This window comes from Pseudomonas sp. 210_17 TE3656, assembly GCF_054821965.1.
On record NZ_JBTRBC010000001.1, the window covers coordinates 938714 to 952618 of the forward strand.

The 13905-nt window shown below is 60.2% G+C and carries 16 protein-coding genes; 13 read left to right on the top strand and 3 right to left on the bottom strand.

Annotated features, from left to right (window positions below):
* Positions 1–306 precede the first annotated feature (306 nt).
* The gene (locus ACVI9W_RS04435; RefSeq protein ID WP_038613161.1) at positions 307–837 is read left to right on the top strand and encodes an RNA polymerase factor sigma-70; all 531 of its coding nucleotides are present in this window, start codon (positions 307–309) and stop codon (positions 835–837) included.
* A gap of 53 nt (positions 838–890) precedes the next feature.
* Here ACVI9W_RS04435 and ACVI9W_RS04440 read toward each other — a convergent pair whose 3' ends face one another.
* Entirely contained in the window at positions 891–1904 is a 1014-nt protein-coding gene (locus ACVI9W_RS04440) for a GNAT family N-acetyltransferase (protein WP_461529314.1), read from the bottom strand.
* A gap of 59 nt (positions 1905–1963) precedes the next feature.
* The gene (locus ACVI9W_RS04445) at positions 1964–2767 is read right to left on the bottom strand and encodes a substrate-binding periplasmic protein (RefSeq protein WP_461529315.1); all 804 of its coding nucleotides are present in this window, start codon (positions 2765–2767) and stop codon (positions 1964–1966) included.
* Between the two features lie 169 nt (positions 2768–2936).
* On the opposite strand from ACVI9W_RS04445, the gene ACVI9W_RS04450 reads away from it, so the two are divergent.
* On the top strand, positions 2937–3488 hold the full coding sequence (locus ACVI9W_RS04450; protein WP_461529316.1) for a 3'-5' exonuclease: 552 nt from the start codon (positions 2937–2939) through the stop codon (positions 3486–3488).
* Between the two features lie 70 nt (positions 3489–3558).
* On the top strand, positions 3559–3843 hold the full coding sequence (ppnP, locus tag ACVI9W_RS04455; RefSeq protein WP_010225980.1) for a pyrimidine/purine nucleoside phosphorylase: 285 nt from the start codon (positions 3559–3561) through the stop codon (positions 3841–3843).
* A gap of 113 nt (positions 3844–3956) precedes the next feature.
* On the opposite strand, the gene ACVI9W_RS04460 is transcribed toward ppnP, so the two are convergent.
* Positions 3957–4646: an alpha/beta family hydrolase gene (locus tag ACVI9W_RS04460; protein ID WP_461529317.1), complete on the bottom strand. Its 690-nt coding sequence runs from the start codon at positions 4644–4646 to the stop codon at positions 3957–3959.
* A gap of 49 nt (positions 4647–4695) precedes the next feature.
* Between ACVI9W_RS04460 and ccoN (ACVI9W_RS04465) the strand changes: the two genes are divergently transcribed.
* The 10 genes from ccoN (ACVI9W_RS04465) to ACVI9W_RS04510 all read left to right on the top strand — a co-directional run bounded on the left by ccoN (ACVI9W_RS04465) (position 4696) and on the right by ACVI9W_RS04510 (position 13842).
* Positions 4696–6120, top strand: coding sequence for a cytochrome-c oxidase, cbb3-type subunit I (gene ccoN / locus ACVI9W_RS04465; protein ID WP_422417989.1), 1425 nt, complete (start codon positions 4696–4698; stop codon positions 6118–6120).
* A gap of 10 nt (positions 6121–6130) precedes the next feature.
* The gene (ccoO, locus tag ACVI9W_RS04470) at positions 6131–6739 is read left to right on the top strand and encodes a cytochrome-c oxidase, cbb3-type subunit II (RefSeq protein WP_038613174.1); all 609 of its coding nucleotides are present in this window, start codon (positions 6131–6133) and stop codon (positions 6737–6739) included.
* Positions 6740–6744: 5 nt separating this feature from the next.
* Positions 6745–6942 carry a cbb3-type cytochrome oxidase subunit 3 gene (locus ACVI9W_RS04475; protein ID WP_038613176.1) on the top strand — a complete coding sequence of 66 codons (198 nt, stop codon included), beginning with the start codon at positions 6745–6747 and terminating at the stop codon, positions 6940–6942.
* Entirely contained in the window at positions 6939–7886 is a 948-nt protein-coding gene (gene ccoP / locus ACVI9W_RS04480; RefSeq protein WP_422417991.1) for a cytochrome-c oxidase, cbb3-type subunit III, read from the top strand. Before ACVI9W_RS04475 ends, ccoP (ACVI9W_RS04480) begins: the two co-directional genes overlap by 4 nt.
* 487 nt (positions 7887–8373) lie before the next feature.
* A complete protein-coding gene (gene ccoN / locus ACVI9W_RS04485; protein ID WP_038613180.1) occupies positions 8374–9816 on the top strand; it encodes a cytochrome-c oxidase, cbb3-type subunit I in 1443 nt (480 codons plus the stop codon).
* Positions 9816–10424: a cytochrome-c oxidase, cbb3-type subunit II gene (gene ccoO, locus ACVI9W_RS04490; protein ID WP_038613183.1), complete on the top strand. Its 609-nt coding sequence runs from the start codon at positions 9816–9818 to the stop codon at positions 10422–10424. Before ccoN (ACVI9W_RS04485) ends, ccoO (ACVI9W_RS04490) begins: the two co-directional genes overlap by 1 nt.
* A gap of 5 nt (positions 10425–10429) precedes the next feature.
* Positions 10430–10627 (top strand): CcoQ/FixQ family Cbb3-type cytochrome c oxidase assembly chaperone, encoded by a 198-nt coding sequence (locus ACVI9W_RS04495; RefSeq protein WP_010225992.1) that lies wholly within the window; start codon positions 10430–10432, stop codon positions 10625–10627.
* Positions 10624–11604, top strand: a complete 981-nt coding sequence (gene ccoP, locus ACVI9W_RS04500) for a cytochrome-c oxidase, cbb3-type subunit III (protein ID WP_157193414.1) — start codon at positions 10624–10626, stop codon at positions 11602–11604. Before ACVI9W_RS04495 ends, ccoP (ACVI9W_RS04500) begins: the two co-directional genes overlap by 4 nt.
* Before the next feature lie 270 nt (positions 11605–11874).
* On the top strand, positions 11875–13290 hold the full coding sequence (gene ccoG / locus ACVI9W_RS04505; RefSeq protein ID WP_461529318.1) for a cytochrome c oxidase accessory protein CcoG: 1416 nt from the start codon (positions 11875–11877) through the stop codon (positions 13288–13290).
* A 12-nt stretch (positions 13291–13302) separates the two neighbouring features.
* Positions 13303–13842: a FixH family protein gene (locus tag ACVI9W_RS04510; RefSeq protein ID WP_038613190.1), complete on the top strand. Its 540-nt coding sequence runs from the start codon at positions 13303–13305 to the stop codon at positions 13840–13842.
* Positions 13843–13905 lie beyond the last annotated feature (63 nt).

Here is a 13905-nt window from a genome sequence, read left to right on the forward strand (position 1 = left end):
TCAGGGCTCGACAGTGGCGCGTAGCGGCTATGCGCTTGCACGTTGCGCCTGCCGAGCGCCGGGTGATGTACACAGAGGAACGGATGGCCAGGGCAAATAATTAAGCGTTGGCTGCAGCTTGGGCGGGGCGCGGGGCGGTGGCTTTTTTGAAGTGGATCACAGGCTCGGACTTATAACCAAACCACCTCGGTACTAATTACTTTTCTCATTTGACAACAATTATCATTAAGAATAGCTTGTCGCACGTCGTAGGAAGCCTCCCGGCTTGGAGTGCTCCCCCTCCCTCTTAGAGACAAGGTGATTTCCATGGCGGAACAACTATCCACAGGTAAGTGCGATTCACCGTTACTCCAGGCGTTTGTCGACAACCGCAGCATTCTGGTGAAGATCGCCGCGCGCATCACTGGCTGTCGCTCCCGCGCTGAAGATGTGGTGCAGGACGCTTTCTTTCGGCTCAGCTCTGCGCCGCAGATCACCTCCTCGTTCAAGGCCCAGCTGAGTTACCTGTTCCAGATCGTGCGCAACCTGGCCATCGATCACTATCGCAAGCAGTCCATGGAGCTCAAGTACTCCGGCAGCGAAGAAGAAGGCCTGAACGTGGTCGTCCAGGGCGCCTCGCCCGAAGCCACGCATATCAACTTCGCCACCCTGGAGCACATCGCCGACGCGTTGAACGAGTTGCCGCAGCGCACACGCTATGCCTTCGAGATGTATCGCCTGCACGGCGTTGCACAAAAAGACATCGCCAAAGAACTGGGCGTCTCACCGACCCTGGTCAACTTCATGATCCGTGACGCCATGGTGCATTGCCGCAAAGTTTCAAATCAGAGGACTTAAACGTTGCAAGCTGCAAGTTGCGCACTCCCCGTCTGCAACTTGCAGCTTGCAGATCACGCCAGCTTGCAACGCTCGAAGAACCGCTCCCGCCCCAGGATCATCAAAGCCGCGCGCTTATGCGGGAAGTCGAATTCCTTTTCGCAATGAAAACACTGATCGTGCATGTAGCCGATCATCTTGCTGTTGTCGGCACGCGGCTCGGCCACCACTCGCTGGGTGCGCGGGTCGTCGAGAAACAGATAGTGCACCAGGGCCGACAACCAGCTGGCAACTTTATGCGGCCCACGCTGATGCTCTTCACCGACCAGCATGTGAATGCCACGATCATAGTCATCGACTGCATAGAAAGGAGCGATGCGGTCTTCCTTGGCCCAATAGGCTTCGAAGTAGGCGAATGGCTGATCGTCGAAACAACCGATCAACGTCAGGCTGTGAGGATCGGCTTGCAGCTTGTTCAGGTAGTCACGGTGCTGCTCGAGGCTGCCGCCCTCCTGCCAGAAATTCAGGACCCGCGGGTTGTTCTGCCAGCGGTTGAAACGCTCCAGATCGGTATCGATTTCCAGGGTACGCAGCGACACCCAGGCCCCTAGGCGTGCATCGAAACGACGATACACCTCACCCCGTGGTTTCGGCGCGCGGCGCGGATGGCGCTTGCCTTCTGTGATCTGCATCTGTTGCGGGTAGACACCGGCAAACGCCTGGCCTAACCAGGGCTGCGGCAATTGCCAGAACTGCGTCCTTTCACAGCTGTACACCCCGTTCTGGGCTTGCTCGACCAGCAAACCGCTGAGCAGCGCGTCGGCCGGTGCCGGACTCAGGTGCCAGGTCAGACGCTGGCAACCGGGGTCGCGGGCGAACAGCCAATAGCATGCCGCCCACAAGGCTTGCTGTGGCCGCTCGTGGGCAAACTCTTCAAGGTGGACGTGCAGCGTTTCACCACGCACCAGGCGCACCCGGATCAACGGGCTGCCTTCAAGCACAAGGCTCAGGTGGCAGTCACTTTCATCGGCGTCCAGGCTATGCCAGCGGGGTAAGGATAAGGATTGCGAAGCAGTGTCGAAGGGCATGATCTTGGCTCACGAAGGAAAGATGCTCACCTTTGTGAACGTGGCCGCCCGGGGGAAATTTAGTTTGCCTGAGGGGTGCTGACGCTGATGCGGTAAGGCTGGAAGATCCGCAACAGTTCGCCCTTGTCGCGCAACAGTTGCAACAGACCGGCAAAAGCCGGACCACTGATCGGCGCGCCGGGGCGCAACAAAGCGTAATGGTGATAGACCTGATCGACCCGATGGGATATCAGCAACTGCCCGACGCTTTTCGGATTGCGCGCGAGAAAATCGCTGAGGTAGGAGCGGGTCACCAGGGCGACATCGGCCCGACCGCGCTGAACCATCAGCAGGTTGCTGTCGTGGGAATAGGTCAAGGTCGCGTTGTAGTGATCGGCGAGGTATTGCGGGTCCGGATTGAAACCGGCAAAGGCGTAGTGATAACCGCTGTACAGGGCCAGACGCTTGCCCTTGAGGTCGGCAAAATAGCGCTCATCACGGTCTGGTTGCAGATGGGTGACGAATACCTCGGCATCTTCCAGGCCCATATCGACTGCTACATGGTCGATGTTCTTCCAGCCCCACTGCGGGTTCTCGAAAATCGCCATGTCGGTGCGCCCCTGGCGGAAATCGCCGAATCGACGCGGAATCGAGGTAGGTACCAGGACGAAACGGTAGTGCTGCTGGGCGTTGTTCAAGGCCTCGACCAATTGCGGCAACAGCCCGGTCTCGGCGCCCTTCTCGGGACGCACAGTATAAGGAGGGAAATGCGCGGCACCGACCTTGACCTCGATTTCCTCGAATGCCTGGACCGGCGACGCCAGCCACAGGGTGGCGAGCATGAACAGGAAAGACACAGCCTGTGGCATGGGCGTTGGAGTCAAAGCAACACACTCTTTGCGGGTTTTAACCGGAATCCGCCTAAGCTAGGCGTTTTCCTGGCGCTGTACAACCATCGATTGTGCCAAATTCCAGTTACCGGCAAAAGGCCAGGGGATACCCCAAGCGTTGAAGTTTGGCTACGCTCTAGCGAGTCTTGCAAGGGAGCCTACTATGGGGCATTGGCTGGTGATCGACCTGGAAGCAACCACAGACGATGGGGGCTGGCCGGTCACGGATATGGAAGTTATCGAAATCGGTGCGACGCTGGTCAATCGGCAAGGCCGGGAGGTCGATCATTTCCAGCGCTTCGTCAAACCACGGCGGCGCCCGCAACTGACGCCTTTTTGCCGTGAGCTGACGCATATCAGCCAGGCCAATGTCGATGCGGCCGCCTCCTTCGCAGAAGTGTGGGGACAGTTCGAACGCTGGATCGGCCATCATCGCGGGCATCTGCAGGCCTGGGTCAGCTGGGGCGACTATGACCGTCAGCAATTGCTGCAGGAGTGGCAGTTGCATCAGTTGCACAGCGTGCTCGCCGACCTGCCGCACATCAACCTCAAGCAACGCTTCGCCAAGACGCGTCAACTGCAACGGCCACTCGGCCTCAACGGCGCCTTGCAACTGGCTGGCCTGCAGTTCAGCGGTCAGCAGCACCGCGCGCTGGAAGATGCCCGCAATACCGCGCGGTTGCTGCCCCTGACCCTCCCGGCCAATGGCACCTGAAAGCGGATGACGGCGCCAGGCGCCTTGGGCATACTGGCCAACCTTTTCAGCCCCTTTTCAGGAGTCGCCCATGTTTAAGGTCAACGAGTACTTTGATGGCACCGTCAAGTCGATCGCCTTCGGCACCGCCGAAGGCCCGGCCACGGTTGGCGTAATGGCCCCCGGCGAGTACGAATTCGGCACTGCCCAGCGTGAAATCATGCATGTGGTGTCCGGCGCCCTGACCGTCAAGCTGCCTGACAGCGACAACTGGGAAACCTTCTCGGCAGGCAGCCAGTTCAACGTGCCGGCCAACAGCAAGTTCCAGCTGAAGGTGGCCGTGGATACCGCCTACCTGTGCGAATACCGCGGCTGAGCCCGGTGCTGCACTGACCTGTAGGAGCGGATTCATCCGCGATGGCCTACGTAGCAGGCCCATTTTTGGGGCCGCTACGCGCCCCATCGCGGATGAATCCGCTCCTACACCCATCACCGCACAAACGCCGTGATCTTCTGCGCCGCCGTCGCCAGATGATCCCCCTGACTGAACCCCGAAACCTTCAACGGCTTCAGATCATGATCCCCCGCTTCCAGCCAGCACAGCTCGATCGCTGGCGATAGTTCATAGCCTTCCACCGTCTGCCGATTGCCCAACGCATCGCGTTCGCCCTGGACGATCAGCGTCGGCGTCTTCAGCCCGGCCAGATGCGCTACCCGCGGTTTTTCCGGTTTGCCGGCGGCATAAAAGGGATAGCCCAGGCACACCAGTGCATCCGCCCCCAGCTCATCGGCCAGCAGGCTAGCCATTCGCCCGCCCATGGACTTGCCACCAATGGCCAGCGTCCCAGTGACCAATGGTCGCACCTGTTGATACACCTCGCGCCAGCATTCGAGCAGCTTGGCCTGCGGATTTGGGGGCCTTTTGCCACCATCGAGGCGCCGTTGCGCCATATAAGGAAACTCGAAGCGCACCACCCCCAGCCCTTGTGCCGCCAGCCTTTGCGCGATTTCTTCCATGAACCCGCTGTCCATCGGCGCACCCGCGCCATGGGCCAGGATCAGACAGCGCAAATGTTCGCCATCCCCCTGATTTTGCGGGGCATTCCAGCGCCAGCCACGGTTTTCGATCAACCGCGCCCATTGATCCCCGTCAATACCGGCCACTTGCCCATTACTCATGCTTACCTCGCTATTTAGCCTGCCTATAACCGTGGATGGGAACCCATACATGAACACAACCAGCAGTACCGCCTACAACTACAAGGTGGTCCGCCAATTCGCCATTATGACGGTGGTGTGGGGAATCGTCGGGATGGGGCTCGGCGTTTTTCTTGCCGCGCAACTCGTCTGGCCTTCGCTCAACTTCGACCTCCCCTGGACCAGCTTCGGGCGCCTGCGCCCGCTGCACACCAACGCGGTGATCTTCGCCTTCGGTGGTTGCGCGCTGTTCGCCGCCTCCTACTACTCGGTCCAGCGCACCTGCCAGACCACCCTGTTCTCACCACGCCTTGCCGCGTTTACCTTCTGGGCCTGGCAACTGGTGATCGTGCTTGCCGCGGTCAGCCTGCCGCTGGGCTTCACCAGCTCCAAAGAGTACGCCGAACTGGAATGGCCGATCGATATCCTGATCACCATTGTCTGGGTCGCCTACGCCGTGGTGTTCTTCGGCACCCTGATGAAGCGCACCACCAAGCACATCTACGTGGGCAACTGGTTCTTCGGTGCATTCATCATCACCGTGGCGATCCTGCACATCGTCAACAACCTGGAACTGCCGGTCAGCCTGACCAAGTCCTACTCGCTGTACGGTGGCGCCACTGACGCCATGGTCCAGTGGTGGTACGGCCACAACGCCGTGGGCTTCTTCCTGACCGCAGGCTTCCTCGGCATGATGTACTACTTCGTGCCCAAGCAGGCCGAGCGTCCGGTGTACTCCTATCGCCTGTCGATCGTGCACTTCTGGGCACTGATCACCCTGTACATCTGGGCAGGTCCTCACCACCTGCACTACACCGCCCTTCCCGACTGGGCACAGTCGCTGGGCATGATCATGTCGCTGATCCTCCTGGCCCCGAGCTGGGGTGGCATGATCAACGGCATGATGACCCTCTCGGGCGCCTGGCATAAGCTGCGCAGCGACCCGATCCTGCGCTTCCTCGTTGTCTCGCTGGCGTTCTACGGCATGTCGACCTTCGAAGGTCCGATGATGGCGATCAAAACCGTTAACGCCCTGTCCCACTACACCGACTGGACCATCGGCCACGTACACGCCGGCGCTCTGGGCTGGGTTGCGATGATCTCGATCGGCGCCCTGTACCACATGATCCCGAAAGTCTTCGGCCGCGAGCAGATGTACAGCCTGGGCCTGATCAACGCGCACTTCTGGCTCGCCACCATCGGCACCGTGCTCTACATCGCCTCGATGTGGGTCAACGGTATCGCTCAGGGCCTGATGTGGCGCGCGGTCAACGCCGACGGCACGCTGACCTACTCCTTCGTCGAAACCCTGGTGGCCAGCCACCCTGGCTTCATCGTGCGCTTCGTCGGCGGGGCGATCTTCCTCACCGGCATGTTCCTGATGGCCTGGAACACCTGGCGCACCGTGCGTGCCCCGGTAGCCGCCACTGCACCTGCCGCTGCGCAGCTGGCCTGAGGAGATCGAGATGAAACACGAAGTAATCGAGAAAAACGTCTTCCTGCTGGTGCTGTTGATGGTCTTTGCCGTCAGCATCGGCGGTCTGACCCAGATCGTCCCGCTGTTCTTCCAGGACGTCACCAACAAGCCGGTCGAAGGCATGAAGCCTTACACCGCGCTGCAACTGGAAGGCCGTGACATTTACATCCGCGAAGGCTGTGTGCAGTGCCACTCGCAGATGATCCGTCCGTTCCGTGCCGAAACCGAGCGCTACGGCCACTACTCGGTCGCCGGTGAAAGTGTCTGGGACCACCCGTTCCTGTGGGGCTCCAAGCGTACCGGTCCGGACCTGGCGCGTGTCGGCGGCCGTTACTCCGATGACTGGCACCGTGCGCACCTGTACAACCCGCGCAACGTCGTGCCCGAGTCGAAGATGCCGGCCTACCCATGGCTGGTCGCCAGCCCAGTAGACAGCAGCCACACCGAGACCAAGCTGCGCACCATGCGCACCCTGGGCGTGCCCTACACCGACGCGGATATCAGCGGTGCGGTGGAGTCGATCAAGGGCAAGACCGAAATGGATGCACTGGTTGCCTACCTGCAGGTGCTCGGCACCGCGATCAAGAACAAGAGGTAAGTGCCATGGACTTCACACTGGATATCGGCCAGCTGCGCGGCCTGGGCACCCTGCTGGTGGCCATCGCCTTCATCGGCCTGTCGTTGTGGGTGTTCAACGGTCGGCGTGACCGCGAGTTTGCCGAGGCAAGCCTGTTGCCGTTCGCCGATGACCGCCTAGCACCTGCCGCCAACGAACCCGCATCGAGGAGTAACGGGCAATGACCACCTTCTGGAGTACGTACATCTGCGTACTGACCATCGGCAGCCTGATCGGCTTGACCTGGCTGCTGCTGGCCACGCGCAAGGGCGAAAAGCCCAACGGCGGCGACCAGACCATGGGCCACAGCTTCGACGGCATCGAGGAGTACGACAACCCGCTGCCCAAGTGGTGGTTCTGGCTGTTCGTCGGCACCTTGGTGTTCTCGGTCGGCTACCTGATCCTCTACCCTGGCCTGGGCAACTGGAAAGGCATCCTGCCGGGCTATCAGGACGGCTGGACCCAGGTCAATGAATGGCAGAAAGAAATGGACAAGGCTGACGCCAAGTTCGGCCCGATCTTCGCCAAGTTCGCCGCCATGCCGGTAGAGGAAGTGGCCAAGGATCCGCAAGCGCTGAAGATGGGTGGCCGCCTGTTCGCCTCCAACTGCTCGGTGTGCCACGGCTCCGACGCCAAGGGTGCCTACGGTTTCCCTAACCTGACCGACAAGGACTGGCGCTGGGGCGGCGATCCGGACACCATCAAGCAGTCGATCATGAGCGGTCGTCACGGCGTCATGCCGGCCTGGGCCGAAGTGATCGGTGAGCAAGGTGTGGCCGACGTAGCCGCTTTCGTCCTCACCAGCATGGATGGACGCAAGCTGCCAGAAGGCACCAAGGCCGATGTCGGCAATGGCGAGAAGCTCTTTGCAACCAACTGTGTGGCCTGCCACGGTCCGCAAGGCAAAGGTACCCCAGCCATGGGCGCACCGGACCTGACGCACCCGCAAGCCTTCATCTACGGTTCAAGCTTCGCCCAGTTGCAGCAGACCATCCGTTACGGCCGTCAGGGCCAGATGCCCGCCCAGGAAGCGATCCAGGGTAACGACAAGGTCCACCTGCTGGCCGCCTATGTCTACAGCCTGTCGCAGGATGAACCGGCTCAAGGTGAGAACCTCTCTGCCAAGTAAAATCATCCCTTAACTGAGCCTTGACTCAAACCGCCGCAGCCACCCGGATGCGGCGGTTCCACTTCCCCCTTGCGACCAAACGTCGCACCTCCCCCGCCACCCCGCCTTGCACCCGCCTTGATCGGAACTAAGCTTGTTGCCACAGCGACCGCAACCCGGGGCCTGATAATCCCGTTGGTCGGTCGTGGCTGTTGAAGAATGCGTGCAAAGGCAGATGGGATCGGCTCGACCTCTTTGTACCCGCTTCTGGATAACGGAAAACGGTTACAACAAGCCTGACCGATTGGACAAGAAAAGATGGATAACGGTACACATATCAAACAGATAATTGTGTACACTTTGTCCGCCAACAAGGCCCGGAACAGCGGTAGATCGGGCTTTGGCAAAGGTCGGCGCGAGAGCCATCGCGTTGCAATAACCACACGGTTTATACATACTTGCGCCGATTTTTTAACCTACAAAAACACCCAAACCGTGGAACCTTAGAATGAGCACAGCAATCAGTCCGACTGCTTATAACTATAAGGTCGTCCGCCAGTTCGCCATCATGACGGTGGTCTGGGGGATCCTTGGCATGGGGCTTGGAGTCTTCATCGCCTCGCAACTGGTATGGCCCCAGCTGAACCTGGACCTGCCATGGACGAGCTTTGGACGGCTTCGCCCACTGCACACCAACCTGGTGATTTTCGCCTTCGGTGGCTGTGCACTGTTTGCCACTTCTTATTATGTCGTGCAGCGTACCTGCCAGACGCGACTGATTTCCGACAGCCTCGCGGCCTTCACCTTCTGGGGTTGGCAAGCGGTGATCGTCGGTGCGCTCATTACCCTGCCGCTGGGTTACACCACGACCAAGGAATACGCCGAGCTGGAATGGCCGATCGCCATTTTGCTGGCGATTGTCTGGGTCACCTACGGTGTGGTGTTCTTCGGCACCATCGTCAAGCGTAAAACCAAGCACATCTATGTAGGTAACTGGTTCTACGGTGCGTTCATCGTGGTGACCGCGATGCTGCACATCGTCAACCACGCTTCGCTGCCGGTCAGCCTGTTCAAGTCCTACTCGGCTTACTCGGGCGCCACCGACGCGATGATCCAGTGGTGGTACGGCCACAACGCCGTGGGCTTCTTCCTGACCACCGGCTTTCTCGGCATGATGTACTACTTCGTGCCGAAACAGGCCGAGCGTCCGATCTACTCCTATCGCCTGTCGATCGTGCACTTCTGGGCACTGATCACCCTGTACATCTGGGCCGGCCCGCACCACCTGCACTACACCGCCCTGCCGGACTGGGCGCAGTCGCTGGGCATGGCCATGTCGATCATTCTCCTGGCACCAAGCTGGGGCGGCATGATCAACGGCATGATGACCCTCTCGGGCGCCTGGCATAAGCTGCGCACCGACCCGATCCTGCGTTTCCTCGTGGTGTCCCTGGCGTTCTACGGCATGTCGACCTTCGAAGGTCCGATGATGGCGATCAAGACCGTCAACTCGCTGTCGCACTACACCGACTGGACCGTAGGCCACGTACACGCCGGCGCTCTGGGCTGGGTTGCGATGATCTCGATCGGCGCCCTGTACCACATGATCCCGAAAGTCTACGGCCGCGAGCAGATGCACAGCATCGGCCTGATCAACGCGCACTTCTGGCTGGCGACCATCGGTACCGTGCTGTACATCTCCTCGATGTGGGTCAACGGCATCACCCAGGGCCTGATGTGGCGTGCAATCAACGATGACGGCACCCTCACCTACTCCTTCGTCGAAGCCCTGCAGGCCAGCCACCCAGGCTTTATCGTCCGTGCCCTGGGCGGTGCGTTCTTCGCCTCCGGCATGCTGCTGATGGCGTACAACGTCTACCGTACCGTACGCGCCTCGAAGCCGGCCGAAGCTGAAGCCGCGGCTCAGATCGCTGTAGTTGGAGCTCACTGATGAAGCACGAAACACTCGAGAAGAATATCGGCCTGCTGGCCTTCTTCATGGTCATCGCCGTGAGTGTCGGTGGCCTGACCCAGATCGTCCCGCTGTTCTTCCAGGACGTCACCAACAAGCCGGTCGAGGGCATGAAGCCACGTACCGCGCTGGAACTGGAAGGCCGTGACATCTACATCCGCGAAGGCTGCGTGCAGTGCCACTCGCAGATGATCCGTCCGTTCCGTGCCGAAACCGAGCGCTACGGCCACTACTCGGTTGCCGGTGAAAGCGTCTGGGACCACCCGTTCCTGTGGGGTTCCAAGCGTACCGGTCCGGACCTGGCACGTGTCGGCGGCCGTTACTCCGATGACTGGCACCGTGCGCACCTGTACAACCCGCGCAACGTCGTGCCCGAGTCGAAAATGCCGGCCTACCCATGGCTGGTAGAGAACAAGCTCGATGGCAAGGACACCGTCAAGAAAATGGAAGTCCTGCGCACCCTCGGCACACCGTACACCGATGAAGACATCGCCGGTGCCCGCGACGCGGTCAAGGGCAAGACTGAAATGGACGCTCTGGTGGCCTACCTGCAAGGCCTGGGCACCATCATCAAAAGCAAACGGTGACATTGATGGATATCGGGATGATTCGTGGCCTGGGCACCGTCGTGGTGATGGTGGCCTTTATTGGCCTGGCGTTATGGGTGTTCAGTTCTCGGCGCAAGTCTGAGTTCGACGAAGCGACCATGCTGCCCTTCGCGGATGATCCCGAAGCCAGCAAGCACGTCGAGCAAGCGCAAGCGAAAGCGTCTAGGAGTAACAACGAATGACTACCTTCTGGAGTCTGTACGTCACCGTTTTGAGTCTGGGCACAATCTTCGCCCTGACCTGGCTGCTGCTGTCCACCCGCAAGGGCCAGCGCAGCGAAACCACCGAAGAAACCGTGGGCCACGCCTACGACGGCATCGAGGAATATGACAACCCGTTGCCGAAATGGTGGTTCATGCTGTTCGTCGGCACCATCGTTTTCGCCCTGGGTTACCTGGTGCTGTACCCGGGTCTGGGTAACTGGAAAGGCATTTTGCCGGGTTACCAGTACGTGGATAACGAGAAAAAGACCGAGTTCGCCAACGGCCAGCCTGGCTGGACCGGCGTACACGAGTGGGAAAAGGAAATGGCCCGCGCTGACGCTAAATTTGGGCCGATCTTCGCCAAATTTGCAGCCATGCCCATCGAAGAAGTGGCCAAGGATCCGCAAGCCCTGAAAATGGGTGGGCGCCTGTTCGCCTCCAACTGCTCGGTGTGCCACGGTTCTGACGCCAAGGGTTCCTATGGCTTCCCTAACCTCACCGACAACGACTGGCGCTGGGGCGGTGATCCGGCAACCATCAAGGCCACCATCATGGGCGGTCGTCACGGCGTGATGCCGGCCTGGGCCGAAGTCATTGGTGAGCAGGGCGTTGCCGACGTTGCCGGGTACGTGCTGACCAACCTTGATGGCCGCAAGCTGCCAGAAGGGGCGAAAGCCGACGTTGCCAACGGCCAGAAGCTCTTCGCCGCCAACTGCGTGGCCTGCCACGGTCCGGAAGGCAAAGGCACCCCGGCCATGGGCGCGCCGAACCTGACGCACCCACAGGCGTTCATCTACGGTTCGAGCTTCGCGCAACTGCAGCAGACCATCCGTTACGGCCGTCAGGGCCAGATGCCTGCTCAGGAAGCGATCCAGGGTAACGACAAGGTCCACCTGCTGGCCGCCTATGTCTACAGCCTGTCGCATCAAGGCGAAAAGGCGGCTGAGGCGAAGTAATTCGCACAGCCACCAAAAGGCCCCGTCAGTGCAGACTGGCGGGGCTTTTTTATAGGCGCTGCCCCCACCAGGTCAAGACAGTTCGCATGACCCAGATCAATTGACACGCCCACTACACTAATCACCAGGCAAACCCAACGCGACTAAAGGTCGCAACCATGCCCCATGCTGCCACTACAGGCGTATTATCCGACCTGGAGCAGCATAAACTTCTGACTGCGGTCGGCACGCACTGATCGCGGCGTTATTCCACTGCCGTGGGACTCAATGATGAGCAAGCAGATTCCAGTACATGATGTCACCCCGCCTGCCAATAAAGACAAAGACAGCGTCGATCTCTACGCCTCTCGGGAAAAAATCTACACCCGGGCCTTCACCGGCTTGTTTCGCAATTTGCGCATGGCCGGCGGCGCCGTCCTGTTCCTGCTGTATTTCGGCACGGTGTGGCTGAACTGGGGCGAGCACCAGGCGGTCTGGTGGAACCTGCCCGAGCGCAAGTTCTACATCTTCGGTGCCACCATCTGGCCCCAGGATTTCATCCTGCTGTCCGGCCTGTTGATCGTTGCCGCCTTCGGCCTGTTCTTCATCACCGTATTCGCCGGCCGGGTGTGGTGCGGCTACACCTGTCCGCAGAGCGTCTGGACCTGGATCTTCATGTGGTGCGAAAAGGTCACTGAAGGTGACCGCAACCAGCGCATGAAGCTGGACAAGGCGCCCATGAGTGGCAACAAACTCCTGCGCAAACTGGCCAAGCACAGCCTGTGGCTGCTGATCGGCTTTGTCACCGGCATGACCTTCGTCGGCTACTTCTCGCCGATCCGCGAGCTGGTGGTGGAGTTCTTCACCGGCCAGGCCGATGGCTGGGCGTATTTCTGGGTCGGTTTCTTCACCCTGGCCACCTACGGTAATGCCGGCTGGCTGCGCGAGCAGGTGTGCGTGTACATGTGCCCCTATGCGCGCTTCCAGAGTGTGATGTTCGACAAGGACACGCTGATCGTCTCCTACGATCCACGTCGCGGCGAAACCCGTGGCCCACGCAAGAAAGACCTCGATTACAAAGCCAAAGGTCTGGGTGACTGCATCGACTGCACCATGTGCGTTCAGGTCTGCCCGACCGGCATCGACATTCGCGATGGCCTGCAGATCGAGTGCATCGGCTGCGCCGCCTGCATCGACGCCTGTGACACCATCATGGACAAGATGAACTACCCCAAAGGCCTGATCAGCTACACCACCGAGCACAACCTCTCCGGGCAGAAAACCCACATGTTGCGCCCGCGCCTGATCGGTTATGCGGTGGTCTTGCTGGCCATGATCGCCCTGCTCGCCAGCGCCTTTGTGCTGCGCCCGCTGGTCGGTTTCGATGTCAGCAAGGACCGCGTCCTGTACCGCGAAAACGCCCAGGGCCGGATCGAAAACGTCTACAGCCTGAAGGTCATGAACAAGGACCAGCGCGACCACGTCTACGTGCTCGAAGCCGCTGGCCTGCCCGACCTCAAGCTTGAAGGCGCCGGGGAAATTCGTGTCGCCGCCGGTGACATCGTCAGCCTGCCGGTACAACTGTCGATGGCCCCGGAGAAACTGCCATCGAGCACCAACGAAGTCACTTTCACCCTCAAGGACGCTGACGACAGCGCCACCCAGGTTGAAGCCAAGAGCCGCTTCATCGGCCCGCAAATTCGATAAGAGACTGAGTCTATGCCTTCTGCAACAGCCGCCAGCCCCTGGTACAAGCACCTTTGGCCATGGATCATCATCGGGGTGCTGGCCACCTCGGTGACCCTGAGCCTGACCATGGTCTACATCGCGGTCAACAACCCGGACAACCTGGTCAACGACAACTACTACGAGGCCGGCAAAGGCATCAACCGCTCGCTGGACCGTGAACTGCTGGGCCAGACCCTGAACCTCAAGGCCAGTGTGCACCTGGACGAGCTGACCGGTGAAGTCGAACTGCGCCTGAGCGGTAACAGCCAGCCGAAAACCCTGGAACTCAACCTGATCTCGCCGACCCAGCCGGAGAAAGACCGCAAGATCATCCTGACCCAGAGCGCCAGCGAAGCCGGACGCTACGTCGGCCAGCTCAGCGACAAGATCGAAGGCCGTCGCTTCGTCGAGCTGCTCGGCAGCCAGGACGAGCATGTCTGGCGTCTGTTTGAAGAAGAACAGGTTGGCCATGATGTAACCCTGCAGCTGGGCGACGAAGCGCTGCAAGGGGCTGAACACCTCGAAAAATGAGTCGGCCTTGATCGCGGGGCAAGCCCGCTCCCACCGAGACACACTGTGGGAGCGGGCTTGCCC

Excerpts from the sequence above, each read along its gene's own strand:
- ACVI9W_RS04435 (WP_038613161.1), top strand. The coding sequence starts at position 307 with ATGGCGGAACAACTATCCACAGGTAAGTGCGATTCACCGTTACTCCAG.
- ACVI9W_RS04440 (WP_461529314.1), bottom strand. The coding sequence starts at position 1,904 with ATGCCCTTCGACACTGCTTCGCAATCCTTATCCTTACCCCGCTGGCAT.
- ACVI9W_RS04450 (WP_461529316.1), top strand. The coding sequence starts at position 2,937 with ATGGGGCATTGGCTGGTGATCGACCTGGAAGCAACCACAGACGATGGG.
- ppnP (WP_010225980.1), top strand. The coding sequence starts at position 3,559 with ATGTTTAAGGTCAACGAGTACTTTGATGGCACCGTCAAGTCGATCGCC.
- ACVI9W_RS04460 (WP_461529317.1), bottom strand. The coding sequence starts at position 4,646 with ATGAGTAATGGGCAAGTGGCCGGTATTGACGGGGATCAATGGGCGCGG.
- ccoN (WP_422417989.1), top strand. The coding sequence starts at position 4,696 with ATGAACACAACCAGCAGTACCGCCTACAACTACAAGGTGGTCCGCCAA.
- ccoO (WP_038613174.1), top strand. The coding sequence starts at position 6,131 with ATGAAACACGAAGTAATCGAGAAAAACGTCTTCCTGCTGGTGCTGTTG.
- ACVI9W_RS04475 (WP_038613176.1), top strand. The coding sequence starts at position 6,745 with ATGGACTTCACACTGGATATCGGCCAGCTGCGCGGCCTGGGCACCCTG.
- ccoP (WP_422417991.1), top strand. The coding sequence starts at position 6,939 with ATGACCACCTTCTGGAGTACGTACATCTGCGTACTGACCATCGGCAGC.
- ccoN (WP_038613180.1), top strand. The coding sequence starts at position 8,374 with ATGAGCACAGCAATCAGTCCGACTGCTTATAACTATAAGGTCGTCCGC.
- ccoO (WP_038613183.1), top strand. The coding sequence starts at position 9,816 with ATGAAGCACGAAACACTCGAGAAGAATATCGGCCTGCTGGCCTTCTTC.
- ACVI9W_RS04495 (WP_010225992.1), top strand. The coding sequence starts at position 10,430 with ATGGATATCGGGATGATTCGTGGCCTGGGCACCGTCGTGGTGATGGTG.
- ccoP (WP_157193414.1), top strand. The coding sequence starts at position 10,624 with ATGACTACCTTCTGGAGTCTGTACGTCACCGTTTTGAGTCTGGGCACA.
- ccoG (WP_461529318.1), top strand. The coding sequence starts at position 11,875 with ATGAGCAAGCAGATTCCAGTACATGATGTCACCCCGCCTGCCAATAAA.
- ACVI9W_RS04510 (WP_038613190.1), top strand. The coding sequence starts at position 13,303 with ATGCCTTCTGCAACAGCCGCCAGCCCCTGGTACAAGCACCTTTGGCCA.